Source organism: Maribacter aquimarinus (assembly GCF_047345505.1).
Lineage (GTDB): Bacteria > Bacteroidota > Bacteroidia > Flavobacteriales > Flavobacteriaceae > Maribacter.
The window spans coordinates 1-19129 of the sequence record NZ_JBLFEO010000001.1 but is presented as its reverse complement, the minus strand read 5'-3'; the positions used below and the strand labels follow the sequence as shown (position 1 = coordinate 19129).

21 protein-coding genes and 1 pseudogene are annotated in these 19129 nt (G+C 49.9%); 11 read left to right on the top strand and 11 right to left on the bottom strand.

Annotated elements, in window-relative coordinates; genetic code table 11:
• Positions 1–54 precede the first annotated feature (54 nt).
• From ACKWCC_RS00110 to ACKWCC_RS00100, 3 genes are read right to left on the bottom strand one after another with little or no spacing between them, the layout of a single operon-like run.
• Entirely contained in the window at positions 55–1548 is a 1494-nt protein-coding gene (locus ACKWCC_RS00110) for a M14 family metallopeptidase (RefSeq protein WP_413993850.1), read from the bottom strand.
• Entirely contained in the window at positions 1545–2201 is a 657-nt protein-coding gene (locus ACKWCC_RS00105; RefSeq protein ID WP_413993849.1) for a peptidoglycan recognition protein family protein, read from the bottom strand. Before ACKWCC_RS00105 ends, ACKWCC_RS00110 begins: the two co-directional genes overlap by 4 nt.
• The gene (locus ACKWCC_RS00100) at positions 2198–2623 is read right to left on the bottom strand and encodes a 3D domain-containing protein (RefSeq protein WP_413993848.1); all 426 of its coding nucleotides are present in this window, start codon (positions 2621–2623) and stop codon (positions 2198–2200) included. The genes ACKWCC_RS00105 and ACKWCC_RS00100 overlap by 4 nt, the downstream gene beginning before the upstream one ends.
• Before the next feature lie 114 nt (positions 2624–2737).
• Here ACKWCC_RS00100 and ACKWCC_RS00095 point away from each other — a divergent pair, with 114 nt between their 5' ends.
• Positions 2738–3139 carry a DUF2452 domain-containing protein gene (locus ACKWCC_RS00095; RefSeq protein ID WP_413993847.1) on the top strand — a complete coding sequence of 134 codons (402 nt, stop codon included), beginning with the start codon at positions 2738–2740 and terminating at the stop codon, positions 3137–3139.
• Here the strand turns inward: ACKWCC_RS00095 and ACKWCC_RS00090 are convergent.
• Positions 3134–4009, bottom strand: a complete 876-nt coding sequence (locus ACKWCC_RS00090; protein ID WP_413993846.1) for a pirin family protein — start codon at positions 4007–4009, stop codon at positions 3134–3136. The genes ACKWCC_RS00095 and ACKWCC_RS00090 overlap by 6 nt on opposite strands.
• A 52-nt stretch (positions 4010–4061) precedes the next feature.
• Here ACKWCC_RS00090 and ACKWCC_RS00085 point away from each other — a divergent pair, with 52 nt between their 5' ends.
• The 6 genes from ACKWCC_RS00085 (at position 4062) to ACKWCC_RS00060 (ending at position 9803) form a co-directional block, all read left to right on the top strand.
• On the top strand, positions 4062–5399 hold the full coding sequence (locus ACKWCC_RS00085) for a serine hydrolase domain-containing protein (RefSeq protein ID WP_413993845.1): 1338 nt from the start codon (positions 4062–4064) through the stop codon (positions 5397–5399).
• A 17-nt stretch (positions 5400–5416) separates the two neighbouring features.
• Positions 5417–6004, top strand: a complete 588-nt coding sequence (gene tsaE, locus ACKWCC_RS00080) for a tRNA (adenosine(37)-N6)-threonylcarbamoyltransferase complex ATPase subunit type 1 TsaE (protein WP_413993844.1) — start codon at positions 5417–5419, stop codon at positions 6002–6004.
• A 323-nt stretch (positions 6005–6327) separates the two neighbouring features.
• Positions 6328–6465, top strand: a complete 138-nt coding sequence (locus tag ACKWCC_RS00075; protein ID WP_413993843.1) for a hypothetical protein — start codon at positions 6328–6330, stop codon at positions 6463–6465.
• 98 nt (positions 6466–6563) lie between these two features.
• Positions 6564–7235, top strand: a complete 672-nt coding sequence (locus tag ACKWCC_RS00070) for a hypothetical protein (protein WP_413993842.1) — start codon at positions 6564–6566, stop codon at positions 7233–7235.
• Positions 7236–7825: 590 nt separating this feature from the next.
• A complete protein-coding gene (locus tag ACKWCC_RS00065; RefSeq protein ID WP_413993841.1) occupies positions 7826–9025 on the top strand; it encodes an alanine dehydrogenase in 1200 nt (399 codons plus the stop codon).
• A gap of 385 nt (positions 9026–9410) precedes the next feature.
• Entirely contained in the window at positions 9411–9803 is a 393-nt protein-coding gene (locus tag ACKWCC_RS00060; RefSeq protein ID WP_413993840.1) for a DUF4258 domain-containing protein, read from the top strand.
• A gap of 6 nt (positions 9804–9809) precedes the next feature.
• Here ACKWCC_RS00060 and ACKWCC_RS00055 read toward each other — a convergent pair whose 3' ends face one another.
• Complete coding sequence (locus ACKWCC_RS00055; protein WP_413993839.1) at positions 9810–10976, bottom strand: proline dehydrogenase family protein; 1167 nt, start codon at positions 10974–10976, stop codon at positions 9810–9812.
• Positions 10977–11086: 110 nt separating this feature from the next.
• On the opposite strand from ACKWCC_RS00055, the gene aroB reads away from it, so the two are divergent.
• Complete coding sequence (gene aroB, locus ACKWCC_RS00050) at positions 11087–12148, top strand: 3-dehydroquinate synthase (RefSeq protein ID WP_413994115.1); 1062 nt, start codon at positions 11087–11089, stop codon at positions 12146–12148.
• Between the two features lie 99 nt (positions 12149–12247).
• The gene (locus ACKWCC_RS00045; protein WP_413993838.1) at positions 12248–12574 is read left to right on the top strand and encodes a hypothetical protein; all 327 of its coding nucleotides are present in this window, start codon (positions 12248–12250) and stop codon (positions 12572–12574) included.
• Between the two features lie 226 nt (positions 12575–12800).
• Here ACKWCC_RS00045 and ACKWCC_RS00040 read toward each other — a convergent pair whose 3' ends face one another.
• Positions 12801–13280 carry an Lrp/AsnC family transcriptional regulator gene (locus ACKWCC_RS00040; protein ID WP_413993837.1) on the bottom strand — a complete coding sequence of 160 codons (480 nt, stop codon included), beginning with the start codon at positions 13278–13280 and terminating at the stop codon, positions 12801–12803.
• Positions 13281–13383: 103 nt separating this feature from the next.
• Positions 13384–14496: a M14 family zinc carboxypeptidase gene (locus tag ACKWCC_RS00035; protein WP_413993836.1), complete on the bottom strand. Its 1113-nt coding sequence runs from the start codon at positions 14494–14496 to the stop codon at positions 13384–13386.
• Between the two features lie 252 nt (positions 14497–14748).
• On the opposite strand from ACKWCC_RS00035, the gene ACKWCC_RS00030 reads away from it, so the two are divergent.
• Both ACKWCC_RS00030 and ACKWCC_RS00025 read left to right on the top strand, forming a co-directional pair.
• Positions 14749–15111 carry a helix-turn-helix domain-containing protein gene (locus ACKWCC_RS00030; protein ID WP_413993835.1) on the top strand — a complete coding sequence of 121 codons (363 nt, stop codon included), beginning with the start codon at positions 14749–14751 and terminating at the stop codon, positions 15109–15111.
• A 190-nt stretch (positions 15112–15301) separates the two neighbouring features.
• Positions 15302–15679 (top strand): hypothetical protein, encoded by a 378-nt coding sequence (locus tag ACKWCC_RS00025; protein ID WP_413993834.1) that lies wholly within the window; start codon positions 15302–15304, stop codon positions 15677–15679.
• Between the two features lie 48 nt (positions 15680–15727).
• On the opposite strand, the gene ACKWCC_RS00020 is transcribed toward ACKWCC_RS00025, so the two are convergent.
• The 4 genes and pseudogenes from ACKWCC_RS00020 to ACKWCC_RS00005 form a co-directional block, all read right to left on the bottom strand.
• Complete coding sequence (locus ACKWCC_RS00020; RefSeq protein WP_413993833.1) at positions 15728–16198, bottom strand: FKBP-type peptidyl-prolyl cis-trans isomerase; 471 nt, start codon at positions 16196–16198, stop codon at positions 15728–15730.
• A gap of 347 nt (positions 16199–16545) precedes the next feature.
• Positions 16546–16767 (bottom strand): annotated as a pseudogene (locus tag ACKWCC_RS00015) (addiction module antidote protein).
• Between the two features lie 404 nt (positions 16768–17171).
• Complete coding sequence (locus ACKWCC_RS00010; protein WP_413993832.1) at positions 17172–17840, bottom strand: IS256 family transposase; 669 nt, start codon at positions 17838–17840, stop codon at positions 17172–17174.
• On the bottom strand, positions 17807–18394 hold the full coding sequence (locus ACKWCC_RS00005) for a transposase (protein WP_413993831.1): 588 nt from the start codon (positions 18392–18394) through the stop codon (positions 17807–17809). The genes ACKWCC_RS00010 and ACKWCC_RS00005 overlap by 34 nt, the downstream gene beginning before the upstream one ends.
• Between the last annotated feature and the right edge of the window lie 735 nt (positions 18395–19129).

Genomic DNA, 19129 nt, shown 5'->3' with positions numbered 1-19129 from the left:
AAAAAGCCTTCCTTTTTTGTTGCTGCCATCTCCAGTTTTTTTTTGACCGAACGTTCAGCGAAACAGCATGGCGTTGCCCTTTGCGGACCTGAACTGCCGCAGCAGCGCCTCTTGGTCCAAGCCCAGATCCAAGAGAAACCCATTGATCACCGCATACTTTAAATTGCCCCCTTTTCTTAGAAAAAAAGTGGGCTGTACGCCCGGTTTCAGTGCCAACTCGGGCGCCGAGAATGACACCCCCACTTTGTGCAAGGGCAAGGCACTGTAAAGGTCGGCGGCCGGAAGGTTGGTGGTCCTTACATAGGCATAGCCCTCCCTCAAGGCCTCCAAAACGGGAAAGGTGCCATTGTTCAATTGGGCGTTGTCCATGACCGTGGGGTACACCCGGGCCGGCACCAGGGTCATTCCCGTGGCCTCCAGGGTCTGGTAACCGTAGAAGGTGGAAAGGTCCCCTTGGTCCACTACCCTGCTGCTGTACCAAAAATTGGAATGGTCTTCCAGATCCACTTCCAAACGGTTGATGCCAAGATCAATGATATAGGGCTGGCCCTTGAGTTCATAGGTGGCCCCCAGTATTTTTAGATCGAACAGTTTGCGGTCGTTCTCGGGAATTCTTTCGTAGTCTTCCAAGGGAATGTCCCGGTAACTGCCGTTGGCAATGGTATGGATGGCCGCCAAGATGCTCACGTAGTTCAATTTTCTTATTTCCTGTTTTTCCACATCGTTGGGAAAACCGCCGGATTCGATCAAAATGGTACTGGTGCCCCATTTCTGTATGTTGTCCCCGAAGGCACGGGGCTCAAAATCGTCGTTGTAACGCCCCACCTGGCCCGGTGCGTATTCTTGTATGATGTTGTTCATGAACACAATGATCTTCATGGCATTGGCCCGCTGCCCATTAATGTCCTTTTCGTAATTGTAGGCCGGTGCCAAATAGGAAATGGTGGCGGGACGTTCGGTGCGCTCTGCATTGTAATACGTGCTCTGGTCGTGCAGGTTAAAGCCAAAACGGGCGTCCAAACTGTCCCTTACCCGCTTTAAGGTTTTGCTCTCGGGAGATTGCAGGCGCAGGGCATCCCGGTTCAGGTCCACGCCCAAGAGGTTTCGGCGTTGAAAAAGTTCTGCTCCATCGGGATTGAGCATGGGCAAAAAATGCAGGCTCACCTTGGACAGCAATTGTTCTTTCTCAGCCCTATCGTCCGCACTGTCCAAAAAGTTCAGAATGTCAAAAATGGCCTGGGTGGCGGTGGGTTCGTCCCCGTGCATCTGGGACCACAGGAAGACTGGGATGTCCCCTGATCCCACACTCACCAAGTTCAAGTCCCTACCGCCAATGGAGGTGCCCACCTTGGTCACTTGGAACTTCTTGTTCTTCCTTAAGTTGCCAATGAGGGGCTGCAGGTCCGCGTATTTAATGCGGCGCTTGTCCAGGCTCGGTTCCTTGTACCGCTCATACGTATTGTACAATTTGCTGGTGAGCTCGCTTTTTTGGGAATGGGAAAAGTGCAGGCAGCACAAAAGGCCCAGGCAGGTAATGCTAAGTTTCATTTTGGCAAGGGTTTAAAGTTGAGGTCGGCCACGGCACGGCGTACCTTGGCCATAAATTCATCTCCAGGATCTGATTTTACGGTGCGGTACCCATCGTCCACCTCCAACCAGAGCGGGTGGTCTTCAAAAAGGGTGTATTCATGATGGCCAATGACGTACTCAATGTTGTATTTTTTCTTCAGATGGCGCACCAACCAGATATTGCTCTTCAATTGGGCCTTGGTAAGCGGCAGCTCATCGCCTCCGCCCACATTTTCCACCCCTATGGCGGTGTGGTTCAATCCGATCACGTGCCTGGCCATGGTGGTCTCTGGCATCAATCTGTAGATGGTGCCGTCCCGGTCCACCAAAAACTGGGACGAGACATTTAGGCCGCTAACCCCCTTGATGTCCGGTCTCCAATTGGGCAAGGTGGGCTCCCTGAACGCCGCAAAGGAGCGCTCAAGGGTAGGGATCACCGTCCAGTGGAGCACGATCATTTTTGGGTCAATGAGCGGTTCCCGCTGCTGCAGGCCGTAGCGCTCCTTTAAATAGGCCAAGGTCAATTCTTTTCTTTGCTCGTCAAAGACAATAGGCATGTCCACTATGGTCCTTTTCACGCTACATGCGGTCAGGGTCAATAGCAACAGTGCGATCAGGTGGCAGGGTTTCATTTCAAATCGGTGTTTAGGGAATCCTTTTTTACGGCATAGGCAATGCTTACTTTTCTTCTGCCCCATTCCCTGGCCCTTTCAACATCCTTCCCCATAAAGATGTCTATGCGATTGCGCCAGCGGCGGTGCATTTTGTCCTTTACCAGGTAAATACCCTCAAAGGTATCTATTTTTACCATAGTGTTGTGCCCAAGTCCCTTGGCAATGAGATCTCTGGATACGGCGATCCATTTAACACCGGGCCTCAGGGAATCTCCCCAAGCGGTAATGCCCGGGTGCAGCCGGGAGGTCTGCTCAGGGTCATCCGTGTAGGCGGTGGCGGTCACCTTTAGGGGTATCCAATCATAAGCGGCCACTTTGGCATCATCCCCGCAGGCAGACAGGGACAGCCACAGCAATAAGGCAAACAGGTATCTAGCCAATTTTTTAGGGTTGATGGGGTTTGTGCATCAAACCTTAAATATAATTATTCCTTTTGTAACCCATCTTTGGAATCCGTTGAATTTGAGCGTTGCTTTTTGTAATTTTGCAGGGCGATGAAAAAAGAAAAGAAACCCGATGCCGTGGTCTTTGATGAGGACACCCAGTCCTATCACGGTAAGTTGATGCCCTATGCCACCGGCGTGGCCGCACCCAAGATCACGCCCCCGGATGTCACTTCTTGGAAGAATGCCCACATTGTTGGGGCCAATTATCAGTTCAAGGCCAAGTTCCAGGAATTGCAACGGCAGTACCGGGAGATGATGCAGCAGTTTGAGTACAATGACCTGGTCTATGGCGCCAAATTCAATTTTGAGCCCATCATAGGCAAGACCTATCACCTGTACAGGGCCAAGGACCAAAGCACTTTTTTGTCCCTGATCGCCCCCCACGAGTGCACTTTTGCCCATCTGGGCTCCTTTAGGCTCTCTCCGGACAAGGTCTGGGAAAAGCTATGACCCGGGAAGGGGCACATAGCTGCTGTCCCCCTCCATCATGGGAAAGGTCTTGTTGGCCCAGTCCCGCTTGGCCTTTTCAATGATTTCCTTGTCGTGCGATACAAAATTCCAATAGATGTGGCGTGGCTCGGGCAGGGGCGCGCCGCCAAACAGCAGGAGGTGACTGTTGGGCGCCACCACGGTCTCGCAGGTATCGCTCACCTTGCTCACGGCAATATGGCCCTTTTTTACCGGCTGCCCGCAGGCCTGCAGGCTGCCTTCCACCACACAGATGCCTATTTCCCCTTTGAGATGGTCTTTGGTATTCAGATAAAATTCCTTGGTGGTCTTTACTTCCACCATAAAAAGTGGGGAATGTACCGGTACCGGAGACGTTTTACCATAGCCTTCCCCGGCCACCAGGGTAAAGGAGGCACCGTCTTCTTTCCATTGCGGTAGCGCTTGGGCCGGAATGTGGTGAAATTCTGGGGGAATCCCCTCCAGCTCCTTGGGCAAGGCCACCCAAATCTGGTAGCCGTGGGCCAAAAAGCGATGCCCGTTGCGGAGGTCTTTGGGGGTTCTCTCTGTATGGGACACGCCCTTGCCGGCCACCATCCAATTCACGGAACCGGGCCGTATGCGCTGCACCGTTCCCATACTATCGGCATGCATGAGCTCTCCGGAGAGCATATAGGTAAGCGTGGCCAAGCCTATATGGGGGTGCTGATCCACATCCATATATGTTTCGGGTCCCAGGGCAGTGGGGACCATATGGTCTATGAAAATGAACGGGCCAATGGTGCGCTTTTTGCGAAAGGGAATGAGCCGCCCCACCAAAAAATCGCCAATATCCCGGCTCCGTTCTTCAATGATCAATCCTGTGTTGGACATTCTTCCGTCATTTTTTGATAAATTTACAACACTTTCATAAAACCCCTTTCCTTTGAAAAGACTGTTCCTTGTTTCTGCGGTGGTCGTTGGCGTACTGGGCACCATCATCTACATCAACTACCCCAAGTTGAACCTCATATCTGGCTATGCGGCAAAAAATATGGCCTCCGGGGTGTTCTTGGCCCAGCGCGAGGCAGAAGGCCTACAACGGCATGATCATGACATGCCCATGATCAACCTGGCGAATTCCTGGGTATCCCCGGAAGAAAAACAGGCCACCGCCAACGTCTATGGCCTTATGGAACGCAAAGCCGTCTTTAAGGAAGGCCTGGGCGCCGTCCTGGTCAATGGGGAACATCAGGCCCATGCCTTTGAGCTGCTCCCCAAGCGTACAAAAGCGAAGGACAGCCTACCCTTTCCCTTTGGCAACGCAGGGGTCAGGGACACCCTATTTGCCGAAGTGGACCATGCGCTGTTGGGCCACGCCCTGGACTTTGCCTTTGAAAAGCCCCAACAACACAAGACCCGCACGGTATTGGTGGCCTACAAAAATGAATTGCTGGCAGAACGCTATGCCCCCGGTTTTGGCCCAGAAACCCTTATTTTGGGATGGTCTGCCACCAAGAGTGTCTGGGCCACCCTCTTTGGCATTTTGGAACACCAGGGAAAGCTCAGGGTGGGCGATGCCGCCTTCGCATCGGACCCCGATGTTTCGGAGGAAAAGAAAAAAATTACCTATGACCACCTGTTGCGCATGCAGAGCGGCCTGGCCTGGGAAGAGGAATACTTTGAGATATCAGATGTCACCAAAATGCTGTTCCTGGCCTCGGACATGACCCTTGGCCAACGGAACAATCCGGTAATGGCCCCGCCCAAAGAGGTATGGAACTATTCCTCTGGCACCACCAACCTGCTCTCCGGCCTCCTCAGGGAGCGGTTGGGCACCCACCAAGCGTATCTGGATTTTCCCTACCGGGAGCTCATTGATGCCATCGGAATGCATTCCATGACTCTGGAGACGGATCTTGTGGGGAACTATGTGGCGTCGTCCTACGGATGGGCCAATACGCGAGATTGGGCCAAGTTTGGCCTCCTCTACCTAAATCAGGGCCGTTGGAACGGAGAACAATTGTTTTCGGAGACATGGGCAGGATACGTGGCCACCCCAACCGAGAACAGCAACGGGGGCTATGGTGCGCATTTTTGGCTCAATGCGGGCGGCAGGTTTCCCAATGTGCCCAAGGACATGTACTGCGCACAGGGGTTTCAGGGCCAATATGTCTTCATCATCCCTTCCAAATCGCTGGTGGTGGTGCGCACCGGGCTCGCCGAAACGCCCGATTTTGACGTGGACACCTTCCTTTCAAAGATCATTGCCGCACTTCCCTAGACCTATGGACGGTGGTTTTGGGCCACCCACCCATTGCCCCTTGGATGGTGCGCCCCACCATGGCAGGGGGCACACTGAATTTGAAAGCCGCTTTGGCCCTGGCACCACAGAAACCCATTATCTTTGGCCCTATGGACAGCAGTATGGAAAAAATGATCAAGCTACGCTATTCCGAAAAGGAATTACCGGAGATTGCCAGGTTGGTGCTGGAGAACGCCCCCTCCAAAAATGTGGCCCTGCACGGACCCATGGGGGCCGGCAAGACCACCCTGGTCAGGGAGATCATGGCGCAGCTGGGCGGTTTGCCGGAAACTAACAGCCCCACCTTTGGTATTGTGAACGAATATGTGGACCCCCAGGGAAGCTTGTTGGCGCGCCATTTTGATTTTTATAGGTTGAACACGGTGGAGGAAGCCTATGACATGGGGCTGGAAGAATACTTTATGACAGATTGTTGGTCCTTTATGGAATGGCCCCAAAAGGTGTCCCCTGCCCTCCCCCATGACACGGTGCACCTTACCATTGCCATGGTAGATGCGCAGACCCGGGAATTGGCCATGCCCAGAGGGCCCGAGGCGCAGCGCAAGGCCCAAACCAAGCCATAGTAACCAGGCGCACCCTCATTTTGCCAAGATGCCCTGGTACGCAAGCACCGTTAAGAACAAAGAGGGCTGCACAGGGCCATGCTGTGGTCTGCTGGGCAAGACGTTTGCAAAGGCGTCCAAAACAAGGACATCTTGGCACAGCCCGCACCCATCCCCATGATGCCGGGGCTTTTCCAAGAAATCCAGCATTCGACCCAAAATCGACAAAAGGATAAAAAAATCCGATGAAACGTGCAATTTTAACGTTTAAAGGTGTTTTGTTTGTCTAATATTTCTTACGTTTGTTATAGTAGGAATGTTCCTCTAATTAAACCTTTTTGAAAATGAAAAGACAAAAAACCTTTTTGGCCAGCCTGTGCCTTGGTGTGTTCTTATTCGCCATGGCCGCCCCTACCCTTACCATAGACGAGGAAGTGGGTGCTTTGGGCATTGACAAAAGAAAATTGACGAAGAGGATTTAAGTCATTTTTCAACCGAAGCTAAAAGACCGGAGTTGTTTCGGTCTTTTTTTATACTTTTTTGTGGGATTTTACGTTAGGGGTTAAGAAAATGAATCCCAATGTCTGGCAACCTACCCCGTCTCAAGATCAAAAAGAAGATTTACGTGGAATCTGTGATGGTATTTTTTATAGCCATCTCCCCATTTCTTTATAAATTTTACGAGTATCTTCCCAGCAATGCAGACGGTTCGGTGTCCCTTATGGGCATTGTGATCGGGGATCATGGTTTTGCAGACGCCAAAACCTACCTCTGGTTCTTGACCAGCAAGCTCATACCCCTCTATCTTTTCATTTTTTGGTTCCTTACCTCAAAAAATTGGTGGTACCATATTCTCATCATTCCCATTGGCATGTATGCCTTTCAGTTGTTTGAGGTGGTGTTTGATTCTGACAACTACGTGGACACGGACAACATCTGGTGGCTGCTGCCCATCTGTATGGTGGTGATTCCTTTTGTGTACCTCATACGGATACGCCTGTACGACAAATACGTGCACGGGATCGATCTCGAGGCCATGGAGGCAGAACTGATGAGTCTTAAGGAAAAGCAGCAGAAGAACAGGATGCAAAAGGCAAAAGTGGAACACAAAAAAAAGGAACCTGCAAACGGCGCGCCACACGATCAGCGGCCTTCCAAAGGCTTGGTGGATTACATAAACAGCACCCTTTCCACGGGCAACATTGAAGCAAAATTAAAGGACTTTCCCAATATCTTTCAGCGTTTTCAATAAGGGGCCGGCCGGTGTGTGCAACCCTTTACAACGCGGCATTTCTGGCCCAACTGGCCCCAGCCCCGCCTTTCCCTGTCCCAATATTTACATAAGGGCCGGCCACGGCAAACGTGACTTGGTATGGCCAAGCCATCATGGCCAAATCATTTTTGGTTTCCTGGGATGACGGGTGCGGGAACAAAAACCATTATAGCGGTCAGTAGTTAAATACGTCTTCATTTAACAAGGTAATCATTTGATTATTGAATAAATAAAAACTTTTGCCGTTGTCAGTTCGAGCGCCCGCCTACCGGACGGGCAGGCAGTCGATGCCTTCTTTGGCTGGCGAAAAGTTCTCGACTGCCTGCCCAGACTACAATTCAGGCGGGCGCCCGGCCTGGCATTCTGGCCATCAACCCAATTTAAAATGAGCCACCATACACTGACCCCTAAACCATTAACCCCCATAATTTTAAATGACGCTTTTTTGCTTGGGCAACCCTTTTTTCAGTTTGTTTTTCTGTTGAAAAAGGATAAATTGAAGCCAAGGCCGTGCATACCACAAAAAGTTGACTTATTTTTGAGAATGCCATACCATTACCCGCTTTTGTATGAAACAACCCGCCACCCCTTTTAGCACCCAACAATTGCTGCCCCAAGAAGAGACCTTGGAGGTACTGAAACAAAAGGGGGAACTCTTTATAGGGCTTCCAAAAGAGAATCAATATCAGGAAAAGCGCATTTGCCTTACCCCGGACGCCGTCAACGCCATAACGGCCAATGGCCACAGGGTGCTCATTGAGTCCGGGGCCGGCGAAGGGGCCAACTTTACGGACCTGAACTACACCAATGCGGGCGGGGAGATCACCAAGGACACCAAAAAGGTCTTTTCCTGCCCCCTATTGCTAAAAGTGGAGCCGCCCTCCCTGGCCGAAATAGAAATGATCAATCCGCAGACCACCATTATCTCGGCCCTGCAGATCAAGACACAGCACAAGGAATACATTGAGGCCCTGGCCCGAAAGCGAATCACTGCCATAGCTTTTGAATACATCCGTGATGACGACGGCAAGTACCCTGCCGTGCGTTCCCTGAGCGAGATAGCGGGCATTTCTTCCGTATTGATCGCGGCAGAGCTCATGGCCGTGAGCAATGCGGGCAATGGCCTTATGTTTGGCAACATCAGTGGGGTGCCTCCCGTGGAAGTGGTGATCATAGGTGCCGGTACCGTGGGAGAATTTGCCGCGCGGTCTGCCCTTGGGCTGGGGGCCAACATCAAGGTGTTCGATAATTCCATTACCAAGCTCAGAAACATACAGACCAATCTGGGACGGACCGTATATACCTCTACCATACAGCCCAAGAACCTGGTCAAGGCGCTGAAACGTTGTGATGTGGCCATAGGGGCCACCAGGGGCAAGGACAGGGCACCGGTGGTTGTGGACAGCACCATGGTGGAGCAAATGAAAAAAGGTGCGGTGATCATAGATGTGAGCATTGATACGGGCGGCTGTTTTGAGACCAGCGAGATCACCTACCACAACAAGCCCACCATAACCAAATTTGGGGTGGTGCACTACGGGGTGCCCAACATTCCGTCCAGATACCCCAAAACGGCCTCGGTGTCCATCAGCAATATCTTTACGCCCTATTTGCTGAAAATTGGCGAGGATGGCGGACTCGAAAATTCCCTGCGGTTTGACAAGGGCTTGCGCAATGGCCTCTACCTCTACCACGGCATCCTCACAAACAAATCAGTGGGCGATTGGTTCGATATGCCCTACAGCGACATCAATTTTCTTATTTTTTGAGAGAAATCCTATTTTTTTCAATTCTTCTTTTCGAGGTCAGTAGATAAATACTTATCCATCAAACAAGGTAATTATTTGATTATAAAACGGTTAATAATTTTTACTATTGTCAGTTCGAGCGCTCCCGAAATTTCGGGAGAGAACCATTTGCCAGCCAAGGAAGACTTCGACTGCCTGCCTCGACTACAATTCAGGCGGGCGCTCAGCCTGACATTTAAGCTATCAACTCGATTTAAAATAGGTAACTATCTACTGACCTCTATCTTCTTTTATCCCTGTAACCCGTTATGGCTAGGAAAGCTCAGAAATACTCCAATTACAATAAAACCATCCTTTCCTTTCCGGTCTCCATGGGTATGCGCTAACTTTGTGCCATACAAAGGATATGAACGCACACTTTTTAAAACGGCTCGGGTATTTTCTTTTTGGGCTTTCCCTGGGCATTGTTTTTCTGGCTTTTTTTCTCAAGAAAAAAGCAGATGAGAGCGGGGTGTATTTCTGCTACCTCCCCAATTGCCGAACCCTGAAGGACATCCGGTCCAAGCCCTTTTATTATTCGGAAGAGGTCCGGGAAATGCTGGTTTCCAAACAGTTGGATACCCTGGAGATAAAAGGCTTCCTTAGGGATGGCGATGTGGATTTTGGTGCCAGTGACACGAAGAGCCGGCCATGCAAGACCTACGTGATAGAGGGGATGATCAAGGGAGATCCGGCCGTGATGCAGGTAGAGAACTGTCCCAAGAAGGCCACCTTGAAAAGCCTGGTCATTTCCCCGTAAAAGCCCCTACATTTTTCTGCGCTTTCGTTCTTTTTTGATCAGGGAGAGTTCCCGGCTGGTCTGCCCGGCCACCGAGGTGTTTTCCTCGGCCCGCCTGGTAAGGTAGGGCATGACGTCCTTGACCGGCCCAAAGGGCAGGTATTTGGCCACGTTGTAGCCGTGGGCGGCCAGATTAAAGGAAATATGGTCGCTCATTCCGTACAATTGCCCAAACCACACACGGGCATCGTTCTTGGCAATGCCCTTTTCCGTCAACAGGGCCATCAGCGCGTAGCAACTGGCTTCATTATGGGTTCCGGCAAAGATGGAAATGGTATCCAAATGGGCGATCATATAGCGCACGGCCTCATCAAAATTCTGGTCCGTGGCCGCCTTGGAGGCACAGATGGGAGACGGATAGCCCATGGCTTCCGCCCGCTCGTTCTCCTTTTCCATATAGGCACCGCGCACCACTTTGATGCCCACGGTAAAACCTTCCCTTACCGCGGTTGCGTGCAGTTTCTTCAAATAATCCAGCCGGTCCCAACGATAGGCCTGCAAGGTATTGAAGACTATGGTCTTCCCGGTGTTGTAACGGCGCATCATTTCGGTTACCAATTGGTCTGCGGCATCCTGCATCCAGCTTTCTTCCCCATCGATCAACAGGGACACATTGAGGTCGTGCGCTTTTTTGCAGACCTTGTCAAAGCGGTTTTCCACCCGGCCCCATTCGGCCTGTTCATCTGCGGTCAAGTGCCTTCCCTCCCCTTTTTTCTGGTACAGGGCAAACCTGCCAAAGGCCGTAGGCTTGAACACGGCGAAAGGTATGGCCTCCCTTTCCTTTACAAAGTCCAAAATGGTAAGAATCACCTGTACCGCGTGGTCAAGGGGGTCTTCCTCATCCTTGCCCTCCACGGAATAGTCCAGCACGGAAGCCACGCCCTTCTGGTACATTTTGTCCACCACGGGCAGGCAGTCCACTTCATTTACGCCCCCGCAAAAATGGTCAAAGACGGTGGCCCTGATCAGGCCCTCTACCGGTAAGTTGGCCTTGAGGGCAAAATTGGTCATCAGGGTGCCCAATTTTACCAAGGGCTCGTTGGCGATCATCTTAAAGAGAAAATAGGCCCTTTCCAGTTCGGCATCGCTTTTTAGGGAAAAAGCCGTTGCCGTATTTTCAAAAATTTTCTCCATTTGCCCTTGCCATTTTTTTAATCAAATATAATCACACAATTATATTCCATTATATAATTTTTACCTTTATTTTGCTGCCGTTATACCAAAAAAAACGATGAGTAATGGAGATGGATTCCATAGTGTCCGATGCCTACGCGGTACATTTTAACAAAAAGGCCATGGAGCGGCTAAACCACCACTTGGCAGAGCGGGCGTATTCCACCGTTTTTATCCTGGTGGACGAAAATACCCACCTCCATTGCCTACCGCCCTTTATGGCAGAAATTGAGGGCGATCATGCCTTTGAGATCATTGAGATTGCATCTGGGGAGATCAACAAGACCATAGAGACCTGTGTTGGGGTCTGGGAAGCCCTTTCGGAACTGGGGGCCGATCGCAAGAGCCTGCTCATTAACCTGGGCGGTGGGGTGCTTACCGATCTGGGCGGTTTTGTGGCCTCTACCTTTAAACGCGGCATTGCCTTCATTAACGTGCCCACCACCCTGCTCTCCATGGTGGATGCCTCCGTGGGCGGTAAGACCGGGGTGGACCTGGGAACACTGAAAAACCAAGTGGGCGTGATCAACCAGCCCGAGATGGTCTTGGTGGTGCCCGGATTTTTGGGCACCCTGGAAGAACGGCAGCTAAGAAGTGGCAGGGCCGAAATGCTAAAGCACGGGCTCATAAAGGATGCCAGGTACTGGGAGGCCCTAAAAGAGAAAGGGGACAAGGACCAGCTGGCCGCGCACATACATACCTCGGTACGCATTAAAAACAAGGTGGTGCTGGAAGACCCCACGGAACAGGGGCTTAGAAAAATACTGAATTTTGGACATACCTTGGGCCATGCCCTGGAATCCTATTTTTTGGAGCATCCAGAAAAGGAGGCCCTGTTGCACGGGGAGGCCATTGCCGTGGGAATGGTCTTGGAAGCCCACCTCTCCCACGCCCTCACCGGACTTTCCTTTGAGGCCATGGAAGACATAAAGCACACATTTCTGGACGTTTTTGGCCGCGTGCCCCTGGAGGACAAGGATGTGCCGCCTATTTTGGAGTTGATGAAGTTTGACAAGAAAAATGCACACGGGAAAATAAACTTTGTACTGCTCAACGCCATTGGCCGTGCCCAGATCGATGTGGAAATACCCAATGGACTCATTGACAAGGCATTTGTTTACTACAAAGTTTAAGGGCTTTATGTACTTCTTTGTAGGGTTTCACAACTCTAAATATACCGCTTTTGTGCAATTGGCTACTTTGGTAACACCAAACTACCAAATACGGAACAAATGACACGAAGGTTAATTGATTACAAGAAACTGGACCACCACCTGGCCAACCTGCTGTTGGAAACGTACCCTCACGGCTACGGGGATGAGGACATCATTCATTTTAAAAACCATAACGGCGATCACGTGGAAGCTGTGGAACTCAAGACCGCAGACGCCATCTACTTGGTAAAGATCAGTAAAAGCCTTTCTACCTTCATAGCCAATTTTGAAAAGAACATGGAAAAGGAATTGGGCGCAGACGCCACGGGCGGCACCCAGTTGGTGGAAGACCCCAGTGAAGACGGGCCCGTGCTGCAGGACGATGATGTACTTTCGGTGGATTGATCCACCATCCACAGCGAACACCGTGAATTTCCACTAAAGTATCTTGGCCCATCCTGGAGCTGCCCCGGCACACCAACGCACCAAAACCAACCAAAAGGATTTGGGCATAAGACAGGGCTTTCAGGGCCACTTGGGGACCATTGAGCTCCGTTGGCAGCCACAAAAAAACCCGAAGAACCAAAGGTTCCACGGGTCGCTACAAAAGGCATTCCCTTTACTGCAATTGTTACAACTCGTTGAAAATGGTGTGCATCAACCGTTTTTTGTCGTTGAAGCTCTCTTCGAGGGAAATCATCGTTTCCGTTCGGCTGATGCCGTCAATGTCGTCTATCCTAAAAATGATGTTTTTTGCGTGGGTGGTGTCCCTAGCGCGGATTTTACAGAAAATATTGAATTTTCCGGTGGTGATGTGCGCAATGGTCACGTTGGGAATTTGGTTCAAACGTTCCAGTACAAACTTTGTTTGATGGGTTTTTTCAAGAAAAATGCCCACATAGGCGATAAAAGCGTAGCCCAATTTCACATAGTCCAGGCTTAGTGACGAGCCCTTTATAATGCCGGCCTCCTCCATTTTCTTTACCCTAACGTGCACCGTGCCCGCAGAAATGAGCAGCTTTTTGGCAATATCCGTGAACGGGGTCCGGGTATTGTCTATGAGCATGTCCAATATCTGGTGATCTATTTCGTCTAATTTAACCTTTGCCATAATATCTAATTTTGCTGCAAAAATAAATAATAATCAATCAATTCCGATTTTTTTTAAATAAAATGTGATCATTACGGGAATAAGTCTGAATTCAATGTCGTATTTATGACAAAATGGTGTCCAATTCTCTCTCTTGGATGATTTTCAAGTGCTTGGGGTTGGCGCAGTCCAGGGCGAGGTGGCCGTAAAGGCCTTTGGCCCCCACCTTCACGTTTTCGCTGTCCGGTTTAAACACGATCTCCCCGTTTACCAGCATTTCCTTGTACATGATGCCCACGGTGTCATCCTTGTGCATTTGGGGCGCTAGCAGATGGGGGTTGTGGAGCAGTACATCCACAAACCGTTTTTGGTTTTCGGGAATACGGGCATAAGAGGCCACGGAATGCGTTTGCCAACGGGTATCCGCAATGGATTCCAGTGCTGTTTTCAAGGCCATAAAAATCAAGGCCCTTGTGCTCTCCCTCCCATAATCGTTAGGATAATGTCCCGCCTCAAACAATACTGTGGGCGTTTGCTGCATCATAAAAGCGTCTCCCGTGCAGTTGGGGTTAAAACCGTCATCATAGCGGCCCACCTGGTTTGGTATCACCCGCTGAAGCGCCAAATTCATTGCCACGATGAGCTGCATGGCGGCCTGGCGTGCGGGAGACAGACTCCGCGCCGCGTCAAAGGCGGGGGCCAAAAAGGAAACCGTGGCCGGTTTTTCCCGGTCTCCCGCACTGAAAATAGTGCGCTGCCCGTGCATGTTGAAGCAAAAATGGGGCTGGCACTCCCGGTACACCTCCCAGAGCACTTCTGACTCCGGCTGGGTTCTTTGCTGGGCATCCCGGTTCAGGTCCACACCATTGGCATTGATCCGGGTGTAGGCCCTGGCACCATCCGGATTTAAAATGGGAATGATGGTAAGGGAGATTTTGCCCAATATGTTTTGGGCCCCTTCCTCCCCTCCCGTGAGATATTGGACCAAGTCCATCAAGGCCTTGGTGGTCGTGGCCTCGTTACCGTGCATTTGCGACCAAATTAAAATCCGGTGGGGGCCCTGGCCCAGCTTCAGGCAATGTATGGGCGCACCCTTTACCGATCGGCCCACCTGACCGATCACCGCCTTGTTGCCAAGGGTGGTCAAGAACCCCTCCAAGTGGTCGTTGGTAATGTACCTTCCCTTTATGCCCTGTACGGGGAGCCATGGTCCTATTTTGTTTTTGTCCGTCATCATGATGAATAGCAAAGCACAAAGCTACGGGCTAATTTATTTACATTTGTAAACATTTTTGCCCGATGGGGCCAGTGCGTTTATTTACAAATCTGAACAATTCGTATATTATATTTATTAATAATTGAAAATCAATATTTTAATGTGTATTATTTAAATCTATTATTTATATTTTCTTATGCCTTTTTTTCCTTTTGGGATGGATGGGCAAATGGTTACTTTTGTATAATTTAATATTGTAAACTTGTGGAGGACATGTCCCACATCACCAAAAGGCTGCAACTTATCTTGGAGCACTATGAGCTCTCCGCATCCGCTTTTGCGGAAAGCATCGGTGTGCAGCGTTCCAGTATCTCCCACTATCTAAAAGGGCGCAACAAGCCCAGTTTGGAATTCGTGATGAAGATTGTGGAAACCTATCCGGAGGTGGACTTGTACTGGTTGCTCTACGGAAAGGGATCCTTTCCTCGGGAGGGCAACCAAGTCCTTGCCCCTGCCCCATCCGTTAAAGTGGTCGCGGGGCAGCAGGTTGCCACGGCCAATACGGATTCCGAAATTGATCGAATTGTGGTCTTTTTTAGGGACGGCACCTTTAAAACGTATCGGGAAAAAGGCTGATCTTCGCCTGGGCCACAAGCCTACCCTCTTTTGTATGGGAATCGGACAGCTAGGACAAGGCACCAAAAACGGAATGCCATCTTTCCATTACCCGTAAGAAGTGCGTTCCCTTTGTTTTGCCCGCTTAAAAAGCGTTATAAAAATGATAATGTTTCCGCTTATGGCCAGGGCATTTCTTAATTTTGATGTTATGAAAAAAGCTGTTGTTTCCCTTTTTGCCTTAACGGTGCTCCTTTCTTCCTGCTATGCCCCCCAAAAAGATTGCGACGCCTATAAAACCGGGGAGTTTTCGTTTGAATACCAGGTGGGAGACACCACCAAAATGGGCCGCTTTGTCCGGGGAGAGGCATACAGTGTGGATTATTACGAAGGTAAAGTGGACAGTGCCACCGTGCGCTGGGTAAACAATTGTGAGTTTGTTTTGCAGGACATGAACAGTAGGGCGGCCATACACTACAAGATCATTAGCTCCACGGACAGCTCCTACACCTTTGAGTACAAGAGCGCGGTAAAGAACCCCAACAAGAAACTGCGCATTATGCAGGGCACTGCCTTCAGGATCGATTGAGGCTGCCCCCGCAAGCCAGGGGCGGTGTTACAACCCATTCAGCAATACTTAGTTGATGCTCAAAAGGGAGATGTCAAAAACAAGCACGGCGCCACCGGGTATGCTTCCCCGGCCCGCATTGCCGTAGCCCAGACGGGAAGGAATGAGCAAGACGCCTTCCCCACCCTCTCCAAAATAGGTAATGCCCTCCGTCCAACCGGCAATGACCTGGTTCAGGTTGAAGGAAATGCCTTCGGGACCACTTTGATCGAACACATTGCCATTGGTAAAATAACCCCTGTAGGCCACGGTAACATTGTCCGTGGGCGTGGGGCGGCCCTCATTGCCCGGATTGGTGACCACATAGTACAGTCCTGTATCGCTTTTTACGGCATTTAGGTTGTTTTCGCTGATGTAATCCCTAATTTCCTGGTCGTTCTCTCCCGTATAGTCCCTGCCGGCATCATCAGATCCACAGCTTACCAGGGTGAAAAAGACCAAGGCAAGCCCCAAGGGGCGAAGTAATGTGTTTAGCGTCATAACTGATATGTTTTATCCCGTTTAAGGCAATGACAAAAATAAGGCAGGCACGGAAAACAGCGGGCTTTTTTTATCATAAATCATCGGGGCATCTTTTTGCGGTGGCACAAAAAGGCCAAGATAAGGTGGTGTCCCGTGGGTATCCCTAATTACAAAGAATAGGCTTAAAACGGGAAAACGGCCGTGCGCAGGGTTGGTTGTGCCGGAAGATGTGCCCCCTTCGGCGGTAAACCCTGGTTGCCAGATTTTTAATGGCGTTGGGCAGGTAACAACCTTGGGTCATTTGCTATCGGTCTGGATAGGCTGGTGCATCGGTTACCCGTGTTGTGGTGTACACCGATATTGGTTTAGCATTGATTTGTCCCCCGTATGGCTTGCAGCACTTTCATTATTGATCCGAATTGTGGTTTCGCTCTGTCAGATAATGCCCTGTAAAGACTCGGTCTGCTCATTCCAGTTTTTTTTCAAAATTTAGTCATCCCTATTGCCTTTGCGATATGTCCAATTGCCACAATCAAATCAGAACTTTCGCCATCTTCAAGAACTGTATTTAGATACTCGGCAATCATTTCTTCGCTGTCCAAATGGTCTGCTATATCAAATTTCGTTGTTTCCACATCCATCCCCTTTTATTCTGTTCCAGATTTTTTTGGCTTTCTCGATGTCTCTTTGTTGGGTAGATTTATCTCCGCTAATTAGAAGTTTCTGTCTGAAGCACAACGTATTGCATAAGATTGGTTGCGTGGTTCAACCACCTGATTTAGCAAATAAAAACCCAGTAGAAAATCCGAAAGGATTTTTGTAAGCAAGCTTGCGCTTGCAATTGATGTTATACGGTATTATAGGTAGGCTTTTATAATTCATTCCTGTTTTTTTCAACATATTTTCGATATAAATTACTCATTGAACCATCTGGATAATTGAGTTTATCCAGAATTTTGTGTTTCTTGAAAATAGAACAAAAACATAGGTTTTATAAAGACATTCTTTCTTTGAAGTGAATATACAACTGATTGTGGATCTGTGGCCAGTTAAACCTGGATTTGTGCCATTTTCTCCTGATGGCCATTGCGGCGAGATAGATGGATTTTATGGCCGCATCGTCGTTGGGCAACACCTTTTTGTTTCGGGTGTACTTTCTCAGGCTCGCGTTGAAGCTCTCTATGATGTTGGTGGTATAGATGAGCTTCCTGATCTCGTGGGGGTATTCCAGAAAGGCGGTGAGGTTGTCCCAGTTGTTTTCCCATGACTCCACGGCCCTGGCGTATTTGCCGTGCCATTGTTCCCTGAACGCCTCCAGGGCCCGTTTTGCCTCCCGCTGTCCGTCGGCCCGGTATATCCCCTTGATGTCGGCGGCCATTTTTTTGCGTTCTTTATAGGAGACATATTTCAGTGAGTTCCTGATCTGGTGCACGATGCATATCTGGCGGATGCTCTCGGGGTAGATGGCCTCTATGGCCTTGTCGAGTCCGGGGAGGTTGTCCGAGCAAAGGAAGAAGACATCGCGCACGCCCCTTTGCCGCAGCCCCTCGAGTATGGCCATCCATTCGGCGGCCTTCTCGGTCCGCACTATGTCCAGTGAGAGGATGTCCTGCTGTCCGGAGAGATCTACCCCCAGGGTGACCATACAGGCCTTGGACACCACTTTTCCCTCGAAGCGTATCTCATAGTGTATGGCGTCCCCGTCCGAACCGCACGGGCGGGCATCCAGATGATCGGGTACACGTCCTCCAGGGGGCGCTGTCGCCAGTTGCGGATCTCCTGGTGGAGGGTATCGGTAATCACCGACACCTGGGAGGTCGAGTACCTCACCCCGTAGGTGCGCTCCACGAAGTCGGTGATGTCATCGTTGCCCATACCCCTGGCATAGAGCAGCAGCACGCAGTCCTCGAGCTCCTTGGCCATGGTGCCGTGCTTGGGGACGGTCAACGGCTCAAAGGTTCCCTGCCTGTCCCGGGGAACATCTATGCGATGGTTGCCGCCCGAGGTCTTCAGGGTCTTCTGGGAAAATCCGTTGCGCACGTTGCCCGTGGGCGGGACCGAGCCCTTTTCGTAGCCCAGATGGGCAGTGAGCTCCGCTTTGAGGAGCGTTTCAACCCCCCGTTTGAAGAGCTGCTCGCGCACCTCCTCCAGTTGGTCCTTGTCAGAGAGCTTGGAGACAAGCCCGTCCAGTAATCTATCGATTTCATCATTCATAGGTATAAATTTAAACGGTTAAAGTTATACCTATGTTTTCATTCTATTTTTGACCGGCTCTAGCGAGTGAAACACAAAATATTGCACTGTCCCGTTCGACCTTAAAATAGTCATTCAATTTAAATATTTTATTTACTTTCAGGGAGTTATCTCTTTTTAAGTGAGTGACTTTTGTTGTTTTAATTCACAACTTTTACTTCTTCAAATCCGCTGATTTTAACTTCATATTGTTATCAAATGGCTACCAACGGTAAGGCTATGGCAAGTAGGGCAGGTGATGAGCACTTACTTTCGGTCTTGCACTAAGCCAAATCTTTTGCATTTTGTTTTTATCTTATTTTTCTAAAAGCCAAATCAAAAGATTTGGCGACTTCGCAAAAATACACCAGCCTGTGAATTAAGCACTTACCGCCCTATTTATTATAGCCGTTGTTGTGCTTTCGTTCTTATTCCAGTTGCTCTTTTAGCTTATCAGGGTCTTGTCTTGTGTCGAAAAGAGTGATGATTTCAATTTCTTTTCTCACGACATTTACTCGGTAGAAAAATGTCGTTTGCTTTGTAACTACTTAGCCATCCCCCGTTTTTTAGTTGAGCTTTAAATTCAGTTGCCCTGGGAACGGATCGGGCACCGCAATTTCTATTTTCCATCTGATCCTTACCGGCATCAGCAGTATCGATACCACCTTGCTTATCTTGTAATAGATGAAGTTGACGAGTTCCCGGGGCACGTTTTTG

Excerpts from the sequence above, each read along its gene's own strand:
- ACKWCC_RS00110 (WP_413993850.1), bottom strand. The coding sequence starts at position 1,548 with ATGAAACTTAGCATTACCTGCCTGGGCCTTTTGTGCTGCCTGCACTTT.
- ACKWCC_RS00105 (WP_413993849.1), bottom strand. The coding sequence starts at position 2,201 with ATGAAACCCTGCCACCTGATCGCACTGTTGCTATTGACCCTGACCGCA.
- ACKWCC_RS00095 (WP_413993847.1), top strand. The coding sequence starts at position 2,738 with ATGAAAAAAGAAAAGAAACCCGATGCCGTGGTCTTTGATGAGGACACC.
- ACKWCC_RS00090 (WP_413993846.1), bottom strand. The coding sequence starts at position 4,009 with ATGTCCAACACAGGATTGATCATTGAAGAACGGAGCCGGGATATTGGC.
- ACKWCC_RS00075 (WP_413993843.1), top strand. The coding sequence starts at position 6,328 with ATGAAAAGACAAAAAACCTTTTTGGCCAGCCTGTGCCTTGGTGTGTTC.
- ACKWCC_RS00070 (WP_413993842.1), top strand. The coding sequence starts at position 6,564 with ATGTCTGGCAACCTACCCCGTCTCAAGATCAAAAAGAAGATTTACGTG.
- ACKWCC_RS00065 (WP_413993841.1), top strand. The coding sequence starts at position 7,826 with ATGAAACAACCCGCCACCCCTTTTAGCACCCAACAATTGCTGCCCCAA.
- ACKWCC_RS00060 (WP_413993840.1), top strand. The coding sequence starts at position 9,411 with ATGAACGCACACTTTTTAAAACGGCTCGGGTATTTTCTTTTTGGGCTT.
- ACKWCC_RS00055 (WP_413993839.1), bottom strand. The coding sequence starts at position 10,976 with ATGGAGAAAATTTTTGAAAATACGGCAACGGCTTTTTCCCTAAAAAGC.
- aroB (WP_413994115.1), top strand. The coding sequence starts at position 11,087 with ATGGATTCCATAGTGTCCGATGCCTACGCGGTACATTTTAACAAAAAG.
- ACKWCC_RS00045 (WP_413993838.1), top strand. The coding sequence starts at position 12,248 with ATGACACGAAGGTTAATTGATTACAAGAAACTGGACCACCACCTGGCC.
- ACKWCC_RS00040 (WP_413993837.1), bottom strand. The coding sequence starts at position 13,280 with ATGGCAAAGGTTAAATTAGACGAAATAGATCACCAGATATTGGACATG.
- ACKWCC_RS00035 (WP_413993836.1), bottom strand. The coding sequence starts at position 14,496 with ATGATGACGGACAAAAACAAAATAGGACCATGGCTCCCCGTACAGGGC.
- ACKWCC_RS00030 (WP_413993835.1), top strand. The coding sequence starts at position 14,749 with ATGTCCCACATCACCAAAAGGCTGCAACTTATCTTGGAGCACTATGAG.
- ACKWCC_RS00025 (WP_413993834.1), top strand. The coding sequence starts at position 15,302 with ATGAAAAAAGCTGTTGTTTCCCTTTTTGCCTTAACGGTGCTCCTTTCT.
- ACKWCC_RS00020 (WP_413993833.1), bottom strand. The coding sequence starts at position 16,198 with ATGACGCTAAACACATTACTTCGCCCCTTGGGGCTTGCCTTGGTCTTT.
- ACKWCC_RS00005 (WP_413993831.1), bottom strand. The coding sequence starts at position 18,394 with ATGAATGATGAAATCGATAGATTACTGGACGGGCTTGTCTCCAAGCTC.